Origin of the sequence: Hyphobacterium sp. SN044, from assembly GCF_021864465.1 — a bacterium.
Lineage (GTDB): Bacteria > Pseudomonadota > Alphaproteobacteria > Caulobacterales > Maricaulaceae > Hyphobacterium.
Genome location: NZ_JAKKUV010000002.1, coordinates 241,687 through 259,245 on the forward strand (window position 1 = coordinate 241,687; position 17,559 = coordinate 259,245).

General features: G+C 64.7%; 12 protein-coding genes. 9 read left to right on the top strand and 3 right to left on the bottom strand.

Translation table 11 applies throughout. The features are described from left to right. The first annotated feature begins 61 nt into the window (after nt 1–61). On the top strand, nt 62–913 hold the full coding sequence (gene kdsA / locus L5876_RS04100; protein ID WP_236954831.1) for a 3-deoxy-8-phosphooctulonate synthase: 852 nt from the start codon (nt 62–64) through the stop codon (nt 911–913). A gap of 26 nt (nt 914–939) precedes the next feature. Further along, nucleotides 940–2,415: a D-glycero-beta-D-manno-heptose 1-phosphate adenylyltransferase gene (gene rfaE2 / locus L5876_RS04105; RefSeq protein ID WP_236954832.1), complete on the top strand. Its 1,476-nt coding sequence runs from the start codon at nt 940–942 to the stop codon at nt 2,413–2,415. On the opposite strand, the gene L5876_RS04110 is transcribed toward rfaE2, so the two are convergent. Next, nucleotides 2,412–3,626 (bottom strand): DUF3089 domain-containing protein, encoded by a 1,215-nt coding sequence (locus L5876_RS04110; RefSeq protein ID WP_236954833.1) that lies wholly within the window; start codon nt 3,624–3,626, stop codon nt 2,412–2,414. The genes rfaE2 and L5876_RS04110 overlap by 4 nt on opposite strands. 131 nt (nt 3,627–3,757) lie before the next feature. Here L5876_RS04110 and L5876_RS04115 point away from each other — a divergent pair, with 131 nt between their 5' ends. Continuing rightward, on the top strand, nt 3,758–4,480 hold the full coding sequence (locus L5876_RS04115) for a DUF502 domain-containing protein (protein WP_236954834.1): 723 nt from the start codon (nt 3,758–3,760) through the stop codon (nt 4,478–4,480). Here L5876_RS04115 and recG read toward each other — a convergent pair. Then, the gene (gene recG / locus L5876_RS04120; RefSeq protein ID WP_236954835.1) at nt 4,464–6,551 is read right to left on the bottom strand and encodes an ATP-dependent DNA helicase RecG; all 2,088 of its coding nucleotides are present in this window, start codon (nt 6,549–6,551) and stop codon (nt 4,464–4,466) included. The two genes, L5876_RS04115 and recG, sit on opposite strands and share 17 nt — an antisense overlap. 63 nt (nt 6,552–6,614) lie before the next feature. Between recG and L5876_RS04125 the strand changes: the two genes are divergently transcribed. Then, a complete protein-coding gene (locus L5876_RS04125; protein WP_236954836.1) occupies nt 6,615–6,893 on the top strand; it encodes a succinate dehydrogenase assembly factor 2 in 279 nt (92 codons plus the stop codon). Then, nucleotides 6,893–10,378 carry a transcription-repair coupling factor gene (gene mfd / locus L5876_RS04130; protein ID WP_236954837.1) on the top strand — a complete coding sequence of 1,162 codons (3,486 nt, stop codon included), beginning with the start codon at nt 6,893–6,895 and terminating at the stop codon, nt 10,376–10,378. The genes L5876_RS04125 and mfd overlap by 1 nt, the downstream gene beginning before the upstream one ends. Here the strand turns inward: mfd and L5876_RS04135 are convergent. Next, nucleotides 10,375–11,667, bottom strand: coding sequence for a hypothetical protein (locus L5876_RS04135; protein WP_236954838.1), 1,293 nt, complete (start codon nt 11,665–11,667; stop codon nt 10,375–10,377). The genes mfd and L5876_RS04135 overlap by 4 nt on opposite strands. Nucleotides 11,668–11,982: 315 nt before the next feature. On the opposite strand from L5876_RS04135, the gene L5876_RS04140 reads away from it, so the two are divergent. The 4 genes from L5876_RS04140 (at nt 11,983) to L5876_RS04155 (ending at nt 17,552) form a co-directional block, all read left to right on the top strand. Next, nucleotides 11,983–12,846 carry a YihY/virulence factor BrkB family protein gene (locus L5876_RS04140; RefSeq protein WP_236954839.1) on the top strand — a complete coding sequence of 288 codons (864 nt, stop codon included), beginning with the start codon at nt 11,983–11,985 and terminating at the stop codon, nt 12,844–12,846. 83 nt (nt 12,847–12,929) lie between these two features. Beyond that, nucleotides 12,930–13,634, top strand: coding sequence for a CoA transferase subunit A (locus tag L5876_RS04145; protein ID WP_236954840.1), 705 nt, complete (start codon nt 12,930–12,932; stop codon nt 13,632–13,634). Next, the gene (locus tag L5876_RS04150) at nt 13,634–14,281 is read left to right on the top strand and encodes a CoA transferase subunit B (RefSeq protein WP_236954841.1); all 648 of its coding nucleotides are present in this window, start codon (nt 13,634–13,636) and stop codon (nt 14,279–14,281) included. Before L5876_RS04145 ends, L5876_RS04150 begins: the two co-directional genes overlap by 1 nt. Nucleotides 14,282–14,456: 175 nt before the next feature. Further along, nucleotides 14,457–17,552 (top strand): efflux RND transporter permease subunit, encoded by a 3,096-nt coding sequence (locus L5876_RS04155; protein WP_236954842.1) that lies wholly within the window; start codon nt 14,457–14,459, stop codon nt 17,550–17,552. Nucleotides 17,553–17,559: the final 7 nt, after the last annotated feature.

Sequence of the window (17,559 nt, forward strand, 5' to 3'; positions counted from 1 at the left end):
CGAAATTACGTAAGAGGCCCGAAACTGGATCAGGCCGAATATGCCTGAAGGAGCCCGACCCGTGTCCGAACCCAATTCCGTCATCTCCCTTGCGCGGCCCGGCCGCGACCCGCTGCAGATCGGCAATCACCTGCCGCTGGTGATGATCGCCGGTCCGTGCGCGCTGGAAAGCCGCGAACATGCCCTCGAGGTGTCGGCTCAGCTGAAAGAGATCGCCGACCGGCTCGGTATCGGGCTGATCTACAAGACCTCCTTCGACAAGGCGAACCGCACCAGCCTGTCGAGCGCGCGGGGTATCGGGCTTGAAAACGCGTTGCCAATCTTCCGCGAGATCCGGGAAACGACCGGCCTGCCGGTATTGACCGACGTGCACACGGCGGAGCAATGCGCGATCGCCGCGCAGGCGGTGGACGTGTTGCAGATTCCGGCCTTCCTGTGCCGCCAGACCGATCTGCTGATCGCCGCGGCGGAAACCGGCAAGCCGGTGAATGTGAAGAAGGGCCAGTTCCTGGCGCCGTGGGACATGAAGAATGTCGTGTCCAAGCTTACCGGGGCGGGCAATCCGAACGTCATGGCCTGCGAGCGCGGTGTCAGCTTCGGCTACAACACGCTGGTCTCCGACATGCGGGCGATCCCGATCATGCGCGATATCGGCTGCCCGATCGTTTTCGATGCGACGCATTCCGTGCAGCAGCCCGGCGGTCAAGGCGGTACGAGCGGCGGCCAACGCGAATTCGTGCCGACGCTGGCGACAGCGGCCGTGTCGATCGGTGTCGCCGCGGTGTTCATGGAAACCCACCCGGACCCTTCGAGCGCGCCGTCGGACGGGCCGAACATGGTGCCGCTCAACGAATTTGAAAGCCTCGTCGGCCGATTGATGGAATTCGACGCGCTCGCCAAGAAGCGCGCCTGACCCGCAATCGGGGCGAGGGGCCGACCATGGATATCGCCGAACTGTCGGAATTGTTCGACCGCGTGAAGGGGCTGAAAGTCCTGTGCGTCGGCGACATCGTGCTCGACCAGTTCATCTATGGCGATACCAACCGGGTGTCCCGCGAAGCGCCCGTCCCGGTGCTGGAAGAAAAGCGCCGCGAACGCATGCTCGGTGCAGCCGGCAATGTCGTGCGCAACGTGCGGGCGCTTGGCGCGACGCCGGTGCCGGTCGCCCTGGTTGGAAACGATGCCGAAGGCCAGGCCCTGCTCGAACTGATCAAGGCCGAAGGCGTCAGCCGCGATCACCTGATTGTCGAGGCCGGGCGCCGCACCGCGATGAAGACGCGCTTCGTTTCCGGCGGCCACCAGATGCTCTGTGTCGACCGCGATCCGCGGCCGGGCGGGGAGGGTGATACCGAGGCGCGCCTGATCACGGCCATCGAAGCGGCGGTCGGTGAAGCCGATGTCGCCATCCTGTCGGATTATGGCCGGGGCCTGGTCTCGCGCGAGGTGTCGCAGGCGCTGATCAAGGCGTGCCGGAACAAGGACATTCCGGTCTGTGTAGATCCGCGCGGCCGGGATTATTCCCGCTATGACGGCGCAACGGTGATCAAGCCGAATGCGCTCGAACTGTCCGAGGAATGCGGCCACACGGTTTCAACCGATGACGAGGCGCTCGACGGACTGGCCTGCGTGATGGCGCGGCTCGAGCGGACGGAGAATTTGATCGTGACCCGGTCGTCACTCGGCATGACGGCGCAATGCCGCGACGGAAGCCGGTTCCATGTCCGGTCGCGTCCGCGCCCGGTCTATGACGTTTCCGGTGCCGGCGATACCGCGATTTCCATGCTTTCACTTGCGCTTGGCGCAGGGTCTTCACTTGAAACCGCAATGCGTGCTGCCGATCTGGCCGCCGGTCTGGTCGTGACCAAGGTCGGTACGGCGACCGTCACGGCGGACGAGGTTCTGGCCGAAGAGCGCATGCGGGAATCCGGAGAAGCGAGCGCCAAGCTGCGGTCGCGTGAATCCGTTGCCGAGGCCGCGGCACGCTGGAAGGCGATGGGGCTGAAAGTCGGTTTCACGAATGGCTGCTTCGACCTCATCCACCCCGGCCATGTCTCGCTTCTGAAACAGGCGCGGGCCGAGTGCGACCGGCTGATTGTCGGTCTGAATTCGGATTCGTCGGTGCGCCGCCTCAAAGGGCCGGAGCGTCCCGTGAACAACGAGGTGTCCCGTGCCATCGTGCTGGGGTCGCTGGAATCGGTCGACCAGATCGTCGTCTTCGACGAGGACACGCCGACCGAACTGATCGAGGCGATCAAGCCAGACGTCTATGTGAAGGGCGCCGACTACACTGTCGATCAACTGAAGCCGCTCGGCGGCGAAGCCGTGCTGCGCCATGGCGGCCGTATCCATCTCGCCAAGCTGGAAGACGGGCATTCCACCACGGCGATCATCCGCCGTTCGCGCGGTACCGACTAGCCGCCGCGGCCGCGTCCCTCGATCGGACGCACGGGCGCATCCTCGATTTCTTCCGGTGCCTCCAGGGGCGGCGCGTAGAGTCGCTCATTGGCCAGCGTCTCGACGAGTATTCCGGTCCGCCGGGCCGCATCGAGCCGCAGATCTTCATAGAAGAGGTTGAAGGGCGGGATGCGGAAAGTCTCGCCCAGCCTGTCCGGACGCCGCAGCGCCGGCGAGTTGGGCTGTTCCGTCATCAGCACACCATCGACGCATTGCGCGCCGGTCTGGCCGGTCTGGATCGGAGGCAGGGTGTCGCCCTCAATTCCATCGGCCGCTGCACCGCCGCGATGCAGGCGTGCGGGTGCGAAATCGACCGATCGGGCACCGAGGATGGGGTTCACGCAGAGGAGGCCGCGTCCGAGCGTGAGGTCGAGTTGCCCGTCCGGCGACCAGGTCTGGCTGCGTTCGGTGATGATGCGCAGCCGGGAATCTTCCTCGGGACGCGCCGCAGAATAGGCGATGACGCAACGGATCGACTCCGGGGTCTGGCAGGGCGGCAGGGCGGCCAGCCGGTCGGAAAAGAGTTCGAGCGCGACCGGCGTTTCCATCAGATAGGCGGCGATCAGGCGCTGGCGCAGTTCCTCGGACGGCGCGACGCGCTCCATCAGGACATAGGTGGCGTGAAGCCCGCCCTGGCCGACGCCGGCGATGACGAAGGGCCGGTCTTCGCCGATCCCGGCGAGAAAGGCGTCGAATGCAGCCAGCACGTCCTGCGCCGCGAACTCGCGCGCAAGCACGCTGTCCTCGCGATTGTTCATGAAGGTGTAGAGCGCGGCCTGGCGATAGCGCGGCACAAAAAGTGGCCCGGTTGCGCGGAATGGGCCTGCGAAATTCGGGATCTGGGTGTGGGTCACACCGTCATTGGCGTCGGAATCGTCCAGCGGTGCATTCCAGTCCGAACCGCCGTTGAAGGTTGTGCCGTGAACGAAGAAGACCGCGGGTTCTTCCCCGTCGACGGACGGCCGCAAGAACCAGCCTTCAGCAGAGGCATAGTCCGCGCCTTCCGGCGGGGTGTAGGTTTGGAAGGGCTCGCCCGGATCGAGCAAGGACTGGAAAATCTGGTGGCGCGAGAACCAGATGGCGAGGGCGAGCAGGATGAGGAAAACCGCGACAGCCGAAATCAGCAACCACCGGGTCAGTCCCGAGAAACGCTGCTTGCGGAAGATCGCCATGGGCCAGACTCCTCGTTCGCCTCGTTGGACGTTTGCGGGCGGCGTGCGGCCATATTAGGGCCACACACCTACCGCGCTATGCCGCACCGCGATAGATTGCAACCTCGCTGCCCCCGGAGGCCGAGTCGTCCGTGTTACGCTGGCTGAGAAACTCATTCCTGACCGGAGTCGTCGTCGCCCTTCCGGTGACGGTAACGATCTGGCTCATCTTTACCTTCGTGACGTTTGTCGACCAGACGGTGAAGCCTCTGATCCCGGAGCGCTACAATCCGGAAAGCTATCTTCCGTTCGCGCTTCCCGGTCTTGGCGTGGTCATCGCCGTGCTGGCGCTGACCCTGCTCGGCGCACTGGCCGCGAACATCTTCGGACGGACGCTGATTGATGTCGGCGAGCGTATCCTGAACACGGTGCCGCTGGTCCGGAACGTCTATGGCGCGGTGAAACAGATCGCGACGACGATCTTTTCCGACCGTCAGAACTCCTTCAAGGAAGTTGTCCTCGTCGAATTTCCGACAAAAGGCTCCTACGCCGTCGGCTTCGTGACCGCGCCCGCACGCGGGGAAGTGAAGAAAGGTGTCGGGGAGGACACGATCGGCATTTTCGTGCCGACGACGCCCAATCCGACGTCCGGCTTCCTGCTCTACACGCCGCGCAGCCGCGTGACGCCGCTCTCCATGAGTGTCGAAGAGGCGGCCAAGCTGATCATCTCCTTCGGCCTCGTGAGCCCGGAAACGATGGGACTGTCGCCCGATGCCTCATCAGAAGCGATCGCTGCCGAGATGTCCGGCAAGACGCCCCGCGGGCAGGGGCGCGGCGACGCGAAGCCGCCCGCCGATCCTAGCCAGAGCGAATGAGCCTGATGCCCTGTTCGCGTTCGAACAGGTAAAGCAGGATCCGGCGCGCTTCGGCACGCGGCCCGGTAAAGTCGGGGTCCGTCGTGACGGCCATTTTTGCGGCATCGTGGGCGAGATTGATCAGGTCGGCATGCTCGGCAAGGTCGGCGAGGCGGTAGTCGGGCAAGCCGCTCTGGCGCAGACCCAAAGGGTCGCCCATGCCGCGCAGCTTCCAGTCCTCCTCGGCGATCCGGAAGCCGTCCTCGGTCTCGCGCATGATTTCGAGCCGCGCCTTCGCGGTTTCCCCCAGCGGCCCGCGATAAAGCAGCAGGCAGGTCGATTTCCGGTCGCCGCGGCCCACCCGGCCTCTGAGCTGGTGAAGTTGGGCCAGGCCAAAGCGCTCGGCATGTTCGATCACCATGATCGTCGCGTCCGGTGCATCGACACCAACTTCGATCACGGTCGTGGCGACCAGGACGGACGTCTTGCCTTCCCGGAAGGCGACGGCGGCAGCTTCCTTTTCCTTCGGCTTCATCCGGCCGTGGACCAGCCCGACGCGGCTTTCGCCGAAGATCGCCGAGAGTTCCCGATGCCGGTCTTCTGCCGCCGACAGGTCGCTGGTTTCGCTTTCCGCGACCAGCGGGCAGACCCAGTAGACGCGCTCGCCGCGTTCCATCGCACGGCTGATCCCGCCGATCACCTCGTCGAGCCGGTCCATGGACACCAGCCGCGTGTCGATGGGCTGCCTTCCGACCGGTTTTTCGTCGAGGCGCGACACATCGAGATCGCCATAGAGCGCGAGCGTGACCGTGCGCGGGATAGGCGTGGCGGTCATCACCAGCGTATCGGGGCGCTGGCCCTTGGCCGACAGGCGCATGCGGTCGGAGACGCCGAAGCGGTGCTGTTCGTCGATCACGGCAAGGCCGAGATCGGCCATCTCCACGCCTTCCTGGAACAGGGCGTGCGTGCCGCAGATCACATCGATCTGTCCGGTCCTGAGGCGTTCGAGGATATCAGCACGTGCATGGCCCTTGTCGCGGCCGGTCAGGGCCTCGACGGTCAACCCGGCGGGTTCGAGAAGCGGACGGAGAGTCTTCAGGTGTTGCCGGGCGAGAATCTCGGTCGGGGCCATGATCGCCGTCTGCGCCCCACTTTCCGCGGCGCGCGCTGCAGCAAGGGCGGCGACGAAGGTCTTGCCCGCGCCGACATCCCCGTGAAGCAGGCGCGTCATCCTGTCGGGCGAAGCCATGTCCTGTACGATCTCGGAAAACGCACGTTCCTGCGCGCCGGTCGGCGGAAAGGGCGCGTTATCGAGGACGGCGCGAACCCTGGAATTGTCACCAGAAAGGGCGCGGCCCTTGCTGCGCTTGCGGTTCGCCCGGGCGAGTTGGAGCGTCAGCTGCCAGGCAAACAATTCGTCGAAGGCGAGACGCCGACGGAGCGGCGTCTGCGGATCGATATCCGTTTCGCCTGCGGGAGCGTGAAGCGCACTCAGGGCATCGCGCCATGAAGGCCAGTCCTGAACACCGGACAGCTGGGGATCGACCCATTCCGGCAGGTCCGGGACGTCTTTCAGCGCAGCGGTTATGGCTTTGCGCAGCACTTTCGGGCTGAGGCCGGCCGTCATCGGATAGACCGGTTCGATCGGCGGCGCGCTTCGCGCGTCCTCGACAGTCATGATCAGGTCGGGATGGGTGATCTGATATTCACCGCCGAACCGCTCCATCTTGCCTGAAACGACGCGGCGCTCACCCAGCGGAAGCGTCTTCTTCAGCCAGTCGGTGCGCGGATGGAAATAGGTGAGATGGAGGAAGCCGCTTTCATCCGACATGCGCACCTTGTAGGGCCGGAAGCTGCCGCGCGGGGCGGGGATGTGTTCCTCGACCGTTGCTTCAATCGTGACGATCCGGCCTTCCGGCGCTTCGGTGATCAGCGAGCGCAGGCTGCGATCGATCACGCCGACCGGCTTGTGGAACAACAGGTCCTTCACGTGCGGTCCCGCCCGCCGCGCGATCAGCGTGGCCATGCGCGGACCGATCCCGGGCAGGGAATCGACGGTTTTGAAGAGCGGAAAGAGAATCTCCGGGCGCATGGCTGCACGATGGGGCAGGCGGGCGCTTCACGCCAGCGCCGGGGCGGCCTATATCGCGCCCCCATGACCGATGATCTCACCGTAATGCGCAAGAAGCTGTTGTTCCGCGCGGAACATCGCGGCTTCAAGGAAGCCGATATCGTGATCGGCGGCTTTGTCCGTTCTCGGCTCGAAATGCTCGATCGTGACGGGCTGGACGCGCTCGAACTTCTCCTCAGCGCGCCCGACCAGGAGCTTTACGCCTGGATCATGGAGCGCGAAGCGGTGCCTGCCGAACGCGATGCCTCGCTGATCGCCGACATTCGCCGCTTCGTCGCCGAGGGCGGCGCGAAGCAGCTCTGATGGCGGTGATCGAACAGATTGCCGGCGCGCCGGGCGCTCTGACCGTCGGGGAAGTCCCCGAGGGCTATGACGCGCTCGTGTTTGCCGATGCGCTGAGGAAGCGCGGCGGGGTCGGCCTCTTCATCTGCCGCGACGGGTCGCGCGTGGCGTCTTTCGAGGCGGCATGCCGCTTTTTCGCGCCCGATATGGATGTGCTGGTCCTGCCGGCCTGGGACTGCCAGCCCTATGACCGTGTTTCGCCCGCGCCGCGCGTGGCTTCCACCCGCGCCGCGGTGCTGGCGCGGCTGGCGGCCCGAACTGCCGGGAACACCAAGCCGCTGATCGTCATCGCGTCGGTGAATGGCGCGATGCAGCGCGCCGCGCCGCGCACCGTCATGTCCGGGGCCGGGTTCCGGGCTCGTCCCGGCGAGATCGTCGAGCAGGAAAGGCTGCGCGCCTATTTCGCCAGCAATGGCTATTCGCGTGTGTCGACCGTCATGGAGCCGGGCGATTATGCGATCCGTGGCGGCGTGATCGATGCGTTCCCGCCGGGGGCGGAAGAGCCGGTCCGTCTCGACTTTTTCGGGGATTCGCTGGAATCGGTCCGGTCCTTCGATCCGGAAAGTCAGCGCAGCCTGAAGCAGTTGAAGGAAGCCGCCTTCAACCCGGTCAGCGAAGTCTTCCTGTCCGAGGAAAGCATTTCCCGCTTCCGGTCTGGCTGGCTGAAGACGTTCGGCGCGGCGACGTCGGGTGATACGGTCTATCACGCGGTCAGTGAAGGTGTGCGCGCCGCCGGGGTCGAACACTGGCTGCCGCTGTTCCACGAAAGCCTCGAAACCGTCTTCGATTATGCCGGACCGGATGCGTTGATCGGGCTCGACGCGTTGGCCTCGGACGCAATCGACGAGCGCTGGAACCAGATCCGCGACTATTACGCCGCGCGGAAGAACGCGCCGGAGGGCCCGAAGACCGGCATGCTGGCCAGCACGGTCTACCGGCCCTTGCCGCCCGAAGGGCTGTACCTGCCGCCGGAAGACCTGAAGACGCGCCTCGCCGAGCGCGATGTCCGGCAATTCTCGGGCTTTGCCGATCCGGGCGCGCACGCGGTCAACCTCGGCGCCCATCAGGGCCGGATCTTTGCAGCCGAGCGTACCGCCGGAACGAACGTATTCGAAGCGGCAAAGAACCATATTTCCGGACTGCGCCAGGCCGGACACCGGGTGATCCTGGCCAGCTGGTCGGAAGGTGCCTCGGATCGTCTGGGCAGCGTTCTGGCTGATCACGGGCTGACCGGGATCGAGGCGATTGCGGATTATCGCGGCGTCGACGCACTGCCGAAGAGCGGCGTGGCGCGCGCCGTCTTCCAGCTGGAGCGCGGTTTCGTCACCGACGGGCTCGCCATCCTGTCGGAACAGGACATTCTGGGCGACCGTCTGGCGCGGCCGCAGAAACGCCGCCGCTCGGCTGACGTCATCCTGCAGGCCGGATCACTGTCGGTCGGCGATCTGGTCGTCCATGTCGATCACGGGCTAGCGCGCTATCTCGGACTGAAGACACTCGACGTGCAGGACGCGCCGCACGACTGCCTCGAGCTGGAATATTCCGGCGGCTCGAAACTCTTCCTGCCGGTGGAGAATATCGAGCTCCTGAGCCGCTATGGTGCAGAGACGGAGGGGGTTCAGCTCGACCGTCTCGGCGGCGCCGCCTGGCAGGCGCGCAAGGCGAAAGCCAAGAAGCGCCTGCGCGACATGGCGGACCAGCTCATCCGGATCGCGGCGGAACGTCATTCGCGCAAGGTCGACGCCATCGATCCGCCGAGCGGTGTCTATGACGAGTTCGCCGCAGGCTTTCCGTTCGCGGAGACTGACGATCAGCTGAACGCGATTTCGGACGTGTTCGAGGACCTGACCAAGGGCCGGCCGATGGACCGGCTGATCTGCGGCGATGTCGGCTTCGGCAAGACGGAAGTCGCGCTGCGCGCGGCATTCGTCGTTGCGATGAGCGGGCGGCAGGTCGCCGTCGTCGCGCCGACAACGCTCCTTGCACGGCAACACTACAAGACGTTCGAGGAACGCTTCCGGGGCTGGCCGGTGAAGGTACGCCGCCTGTCGCGCCTGGTCCCGTCGAAGGAAGCCGCGGCAACCAGGGAAGAACTGGAAGCCGGGCAGGCCGACATCGTGATCGGTACGCATGCCGTGCTTTCGCAGTCGGTCAAGTTCCAGGATCTCGGCCTGCTGATCGTCGATGAGGAGCAGCATTTCGGCGTGAAGCACAAGGAGCGCCTCAAGGAGATGCGCTCCGAAGTGCATGTGCTGACGCTGACGGCGACGCCGATCCCGCGGACGCTGCAGCTGGCGCTGACGGGCATTCGGGACCTGTCGATCATCGCCACGCCGCCGGTCGACCGCCTGGCTGTGCGGACCTATATCGCGCCCTTCGATCCGGTCACGATCCGCGAGGCATTGCTGCGCGAGAAGTATCGCGGCGGTCAGGCCTATTATGTGGTGCCGCGGATTTCCGATCTCGATGCGGTGTCCGAGTTCTTGCGCGAACAGGTGCCGGAAGTCAGCTTCGTGATCGCGCACGGCCAGATGGCGCCGAGCCAGCTGGAAGACATCATGACGGCCTTCTACGAGGGCCGCTATGATGTGCTCCTCTCAACGACGATCGTGGAATCCGGTCTCGACATTCCGACCGCCAACACGCTGGTCATCCACCGGGCGGACCGGTTCGGTCTGGCGCAGCTTTACCAGTTGCGCGGCCGGGTGGGCCGGTCGAAGGTGCGCGCCTTCGCCTACATGACCACGCCGCCGAACCAGACGATCACCGGCGGAGCGCTGAAACGCCTTGAAGTGCTTCAGTCGCTGGATTCGCTTGGTGCCGGTTTCACGCTCGCCTCGCACGATCTCGATCTGCGCGGCGGCGGCAATCTCCTCGGCGAGGAGCAGTCCGGCCATATCCGCGATGTCGGTGTCGAGCTCTACCAGTCCATGCTCGAAGAAGCGGTCGCCTCGATCCGCGGCGAGGACGAGATGAGCGACGGGGAATGGTCGCCCGCGATCAATGCCGGCGCTTCGGTCCTGATCCCGGAAGACTATGTCACGGATCTGGACGTGCGGCTGGGCCTCTATCGCCGTCTGTCGGACCTCGATACGCGCGACGAACGCGAAGCCTTTGCCGCGGAGCTGATCGATCGCTTCGGGCCGCTGCCGGACGAGGTCAACCAGCTCCTCAAGATCATGGCGATCAAGACGCTGTGCAAGGTCGCGGGCGTCGCCAAGGTCGATGCCGGGCCGAAGGGCGCGGTGGTCAGCTTCCGCAATGACGCCTTCGCCGATCCGGCGGGACTGGTGCAGCTGATGGCGAAGAGCCCGGATGAATTCCGTGTGCGGCCGGACCAGAAGCTGGTTCTCGTCGGCGACTGGCCGACGCCCGATGCGCGTCTCAAAGGACTGGAGCGCGGTCTGTCGCGGCTGGCGGACCTGGCGCGGCGGGTGGCGGCCTAGACCGCCTTCGTCTGCGGCAGACCGAGTTGGCGCTGCGTGCGCTCGATCAGGGCTTCGGCGGTTTCGCCGCCGCGCGCTTCCGAGGTTCCGGTTTCGACCGTCAGGCGGAACGCCTTCAGAGGATCATCACCCTCGAAGGCCGTGCATTCGGCAATCGCACGGATGCGTTCGGCAACGCTGTCAGCCCCGTCCAGATGGGTGCAGGGCAGGATGGCGGCATAGAGGTCGTTGGCCATCGCGACCGGGCAGTCCTCGGCGCGCAAGAGATGCCGGAGCATCGAGGCGAACTGGATTCGCGCCGACCGGATGGCGGCATCGGACTGGGCTTCGGACGGTGCGCCAAGACGCATCAGGACCAGGCCGGTCGGGCGGTGCGCTTTCTCGCCGGCATTGAGCAGGTCCTGCAGGTGAGCGAGGCCGAAGCGCGCCCTGAACAGGCCCGAGTCGGCATCGAGCGTCTTCGTGGCGCGGCAGGCATCCAACTGGGCGCGGGCCTTGCGGCGGCGCTGCCGCTCGCTGGCGAGGCGCAGGACACGCTCGCGAATCTCGGTCTCGTCTGCGTCCCACGGCAAGATGTCGGAGACGCCGCGCGCGAAGGCTTCGTCCGCCTCTTCCTGCCGGTTGCTGCGCGAGAGTAGCAGGACGGGCGTGTGGTAAAGCCGGGCGTTGCGCCGCATGGCCGAGGAGATGGTGAAGGCCATTTCCTGACGCGTTGTCGCGTTCAGAACCACGGCGTCGAATGCGCGCTCGTGCAGGTAGTCAAAGGCGGAATAGCTGGAGAAAGCCGCTACCACATCGGCCTCGGCCCGCGAGAGGGCGTGACGCAGGTCAAGAAAACGGGTTGTCGCCTCGCCGACGAAGAGCACGGTCGGCCGGCCCGATTCTTCCGCGACCATGAAGTCGTCATGCCCGAAGACCTCCGCTGCTGCACGGCGGCGGCGGACGATGTCTTCCATCACTTTGAGGCGGACGAGCGCCCGCAGTCGTGACGCGATCTGATTGGCGGCCGCGGGCGGGCGCAGCCAGGCATCAAGTCCTTCCGGGACATCTGTGCCATCGGCAATCGCCAGACGGGGGACGTTCCGCGAGGGCGAGGCATTGATCTGCTCGATCACCGGCTTGAGCCGGTCGATATCGCTGTCCACCAGTATGATGGCGTCAAAATTGGTTTTGTTCAGCGCCGCTGCGCTGCCGTCCCAGTCGCGCGTGCGGATGTCGAGGCGCGACAGGCCGGGAAGCGAAGCTTCGCCGGAACCGTCGAACACCAGAATGTCGAGGATGCGCGCCAATCCGACCCCCAATGGAAATGCGCTCGGGACACGGCACAGTGTCACATTCGCGCCGAGACGAAAACCGTGTTTGCCCGGTCTCGCGCGATCGAAGCTGAACGGAACCGTTCATCCGCGGTTCAAGACGGTTTTGGCATACCCATCCTCGAGACCGGCGGAATTTTCGTCCCTCGCACCTCCGCCGCCTCATCGGCACAACGCCGATCAAGCACAAGAAGCGCCAGCCACCCCCAATGGCTGGCGCTTCGCTTTTCGTGTGGCGCCGAATGCGCTAAGCGCAGGGCCATGCATCCCGTCCGCCAGGTTTTCCGTCACGTGCGCCGCCTTTCCGTGCTGTTCGCGCAGCTTCCGGTCGTCGGCGTGGTATTCCGCGCCATCCGCCGGACTATGGCGCGCGAGGTGATGTTGTTCGCAGGAGGCGTGTCCTTCTTCACGCTGCTGGCGCTGTTTCCCGCCGTTGCGGCGCTGGCCTCGGTCTATGGCCTCGTCTTCTCGATCGAGGATGCGCAGGATCAGATTGCGCGCCTGGCCGGCGTGCTGCCGCCATCGGCACGAAGTTTTGCGACCGATCAGGTCGCCCGGCTCACCGAGACATCGAGTGCCTCTTTGTCGATCCAGGGCCTGATCGCCTTGACGATTTCCTTCTTCGCGGCGTCGCGCGGCGCCAAGGCGCTGATCGCCGGGCTCAATCAGATTGCGCGGGTGGGGGACCTTCGAAGCATCGTGAAATTCAACCTGCTCGCCATCGCGGCAGTCATGGCAGGCGGCACGCTTCTGGCGACCGCGAATCTGATCGTTCTGACGATCCCGGTCCTGTTGAGACCCGTCCTGCAATGGCTCGGACTTCGCGGCCTCGACACCGGCTATCTGTTCAATGAGTGGACGGCCGTCGCTGTGACCATGATCTCCGCGCTTGTCCTGCTCTATCGCTACACGATGCGCCGCGCCGGAGAGGTCAGCTGGAATGCCTCGGTTTTCGCAGCGCTCACATCAACGCTGATCTGGATGCTGATCTCAGCCGGATTCACCTATTATGTGCAGACCGTCGTGCATCCGGGCGCCTATGGTTCGCTCGGCGCGCTGATCGTTTTCCTGCTGTGGATCTACTGGGCATCCTATGCCGTTTTCTTCGGCGGGGCGCTGGCGATCGAGATTGATCTGAAACGCGAGCACGGCTGACGCCTGCCTCTGGTTTTCGCAGTGCAACGCGATATAACGCAGCGCAACACTTCCGAACCGCCAATGGGCCGAAGAGGACGTTCATGAAGAAGATTTATCCCGATGCCGCCGCCGCTCTGGAGGGGCTGTTGTTCGACGGAATGACGATCATGGCCGGCGGGTTCGGTCTGTGCGGCATTCCGGAAAACGCGATCGAGGCCATCCTCGACTCCGGCGTGAAAGACCTGACGATCATCTCGAACAATTGCGGGGTCGATGGCTTCGGTCTCGGCAAGCTTCTCGATGCCAAGCGCATCAGGAAGATGCTGTCGTCCTATGTCGGCGAGAACAAGGAATTCGAGCGTCAGTTCCTGTCGGGCGAGCTGGAGCTGGAATTCAACCCGCAAGGCACGCTGGCCGAGCGCATCCGCGCCGGCGGGGCGGGCATACCGGCCTTTTTCGTGAAGACCGGTGTCGGCACGCTGGTCGCCGAAGGCAAGGAAGAGCGCGAATTCGGTGGCGAGCGCTACATCATGGAGACGGGACTGACGGCGGACCTGTCGATCGTGAAGGCCTGGAAGGCCGACCCGCAAGGCAATCTGATCTACCGGAAGACTGCCCGGAACTTCAATCCGATGATGGCAACGGCCGGCAAGGTGACGGTCGCGGAAGTCGAGGAAATCGTCGAGCTCGGCGATCTCGATCCGGACGCGATCCACACGCCCGGCATTTTCGTGCAACGGGTGGTGAAAGGATCTTTCGAGAAGCGCATCGAACAGCGCACCGTGCGTCAGAAGGAGAGTGCGTAATGGCCTGGACCCGCGAAGACATGGCGCGCCGCGCCGCGCAGGAACTGGAAGACGGATTCTACGTCAATCTGGGAATCGGCATCCCGACGCTGGTCGCGAACTATATCGATGAAGGCATCGATGTGACGCTACAGTCGGAGAACGGCATGCTGGGCATGGGTCCGTTCCCGTTCGAAGGCGAGGAAGACCCGGACCTGATCAATGCCGGCAAGCAGACGATCACCGAGCTGCGCCGTACGAGCTATTTCTCGTCGGCCGACAGCTTCGGCATGATCCGCGGCGGGCATATCGACCTGTCGATCCTGGGGGCGATGGAAGTCTCCGAAAAGGGTGATATCGCCAACTGGATGATCCCCGGCAAGATGGTGAAGGGGATGGGCGGCGCGATGGACCTCGTTGCCGGCGTGAAGCGCGTCGTGGTCGTCATGGACCACACGTCGAAGGCGGGTGAGCCGAAGCTGCTGAAGCAGTGTTCGCTGCCGCTGACGGGCACGGGGGTCGTTGACCTGATCATCACCACGATGGGCGTGTTCGAAGTCACGCCGGACGGGCTGGTCCTGAAGGAGCTGGCACCGGACGTTACGCTCGACGAGATCAAGGCCTCGACCGAGGCGGCATTCACCGTGTCGGACAAGCTCGCCGCCTGAACACGTTTTTCAATTTCAATACTGGGAGCCGCGCCGGATCCACCGGCGCGGCTTTTTCGTGCCTGGTCGTTCGCCGTGTCACGCCCGCGTGAGCGGCGTGAACCAAGTGTAATCCCGCCGTATGGGTGCGGCGAGGCGTCGCGCCCCACCAAGACGGTGAGGGAGATCCAAATTCATGTTCCTGACTCGCTTCGCGCTCAAGAATCCCGTGGCGGTGCTGATCGCCGTTCTGTTGATTGGCGTCGTTGGCGCGATGGCGTTCACGCGCCTACCGCTGCAGCTTTTCCCGGACACGAGCCAGCCTCAGCTCTTCGTGATGACGGGCTGGCGCAGCGCGTCGCCGCAGGAAATGGAATCGGAAATCGTCGAGCCGATGGAACAGGCCCTGACGGGCATTTCCGGGCTCGAGGAAATGCGGGTGAACATCAATCAGGGCTTTTCCTTCATCGCCCTGAGCTTCGCCAACGGCACCGATATGGATCAGGCCTATATCGAGGTGATCGGCCGGATGAACCAGCTGCCGCCGATGCCGCTCGACGCCTTCGGCCCCAACGTGGTCAACGGCGCGGCCGGCGGATCCGGCGACATGCTGATCTACTATTTCATCCAGTTGCTTCCGGATAACCCGAACGAGGTCGATGATTTCGCCGACTTCGCTTCGAATGTGGTTGTGCCGCGCCTGTCGTCCCTGCCGGGTGTCGCGAATGCCCAGATCAACTGGGGGCTCCGGAACCGCGAATTCCAGATCATTCTCGATCCTTACCGGGCCGCGGCGCTCGGCGTGTCGATCCCTGAAATCGCGGCTGCGCTGAACGGCAATCGCGATGTGTCGGGCGGCGATGCGACGGTGGGCCGGCGGTCCTTCGTTCTGAACTATGAAGGCCAGTATGATCCGCGGGAACTGCGCGATCTCGTCATTGACTGGCGTGATGGCCGGCCGGTCCGTCTCGGCGATGTGGCTTCGGTCGGGATCGGGCTGGGTGAGCGCCAGGGCTTTGCCTTCCAGAACGGCAATCCAGCGATCGGCATCGCGGTCAGCCGCCAGAACGGCGCCAATGTGCTGTCGACGCTCGAGGCGGTCCGGGCGGAGGTCGAACGCCTGAATCAGAACGAGGCCGCCGAACTTGGCCTGACCCTGCAGCCCTCGTTCGACTCCTCGGTCTTTATCAACCGGGCGATCAACCTGTTGCGCACGAACCTTCTGTTCGGCGTGGTGCTGGCGATCGGCGGGCTGTGGCTGTTCCTGCGCCGGGCGCGGGCGACGGCCATCATCGCACTGGCGATCCCGATCTGCCTCTTGTCCACACTGATCGTGCTGTTCGTCCTCGGGCGGTCGCTCAACGTGATCTCGCTCGCCGGGCTCGCCTTCGCGACCGGCATGGTGCTCGACGCCGCGATCGTGGTGATGGAGAACATCGTGCGGAGGCGGGAGGCGGGTGAACGCCCGGAGACCGCGTCGGCGAACGGGGCCGGGCAGGTATGGGGGGCTCTGTTCGCCTCGACCACGACAACGGTCGCGATCTTCCTGCCGATCATCTTCCTTGATGATGCCGAGGGCCAGCTCTTCGCCGATCTGGCGATCACGATCGCGGTCGGCGTCGGACTTTCGATGATTGTCGCGGTAACCATCCTGCCGGTCGCGGCAGCGAAATGGGTGCGTTCCGGTGGGCTCGAGTCGAAACAGCCGCTGCTGTCGAAACTGGCTGATTTCATCATGTTTGCCAGCGACCGGCCGGTGCGCCGCTACGGCATGATTGCCGCGCTGGTCTCGGTACCCCTCGGTCTGACCTGGGTGATGCTGCCCAATCTCGACTATCTGCCGCCGGTCCGGCGCGATGCGATCGATGCCTTCTTCATGCTGCCTCCCGGGTCGGACGGGGAGTGGGTGCGCGAGGAGGTCGTACAGCCGGTCATGGAGCGCCTGGCGCCCTATATGAACGGCGAACGCGAACCGGCGTTGCGCAATTACTATATCGGCGGGCAGGGCGGGAATTTTGCGACGCTCGGCGTGCGCCCGCGCGACATTGCCGATGTCCGGGAACTGGAGCGGATCGTCCGCGACGAAATCGTGCAGGGCATTCCGGACGTGCAGGCGTTTGCAGCGCGGGGCGAGTTGTTCGGCAATTTCGGCGGTGGCGGCAATGTTCAGGTGAACATCCAGTCGGCCGAGCCGGGGCCACTGGCGACTGCCGCGCAGGAGGGGATGCGCCTTTTGCGCGAGCGCTTCCCGACGTCGAACATCAATGCCAATCCATCGCCGCAAGCGACCCAGCCGAGCTATTCGATCATTCCGAATGACCGCCGCATCCAGGAGGTGAACTGGACCCGCGCCGGTGTCGCCAGCGTCGTCTCGGCGATGGGGGATGGTCTGTTCGTCGGTGAATATTTCGACGGCGACCGGCGGCTGAACATGATCCTCCGGTCCGATGGCTGGCGATCGGCGCAAGAACTGGAAGGCATGCCCGTCACCACACCGTCCGGCGTCGTCCTGCCGCTCGGGGACCTCGTCGATATCGAGGAAACGCTGACGCCCTCGGGGCTGCAGCGCCTCGACGGACGGCGCACGATTTCGCTCTTCATGTCGCAGCCTGAAGACATGACGCTGCAGGAGGTGCTCGCCGTCATTCAGAACGAGATCGAGCCGCAGCTTCGTGCAGCCTTGCCGGCGGACGGGTCGATCACCTATGGCGGCGCGGCGGATGCGCTGAACCGGGCGATCAACACGATGACGCAAAACTTCCTGTTCGCGCTGTTTATCCTGTTCCTGATCCTTGCCGGCCTGTTCCGGTCGATCCGGGATGCCGGTCTGGTGCTGATCACGATTCCGCTGGCGACCGTTGGCGGCGTGGCGGTGCTACGCATCCTCGACATGGTGATGCAGGCGACAACGCACACGCGTCAGCCGCTCGACCTTCTGACGATGATGGGCTTCATCATCCTGCTGGGTCTCGTCATCAACAACGCCATTCTGCTGGTCGACCAGACGCGGCAGGGTGAGCGCGAAGGTCTTGGCCGCCGCGAGGCGGTCGACCAAGCGCTGCGCATGCGGATGCGGCCGATCTTCATGTCGACGCTGACCAGTATTCTGGGCATGACGCCGCTGCTGATCTTTCCCGGCGCGGGCAGCGAGATCTATCGCGGCCTCGCCGCGGCGATCGTCGGCGGCATGGCGGTGTCGATGATCTTTACCCTTTTCCTTCTGCCGTCGCTCTTGCGGATCGGTGAAACCCGCGCGGCGCCCGTCGCCCTCAATCCGCAGCCTGCGGAATAGGAGCCCT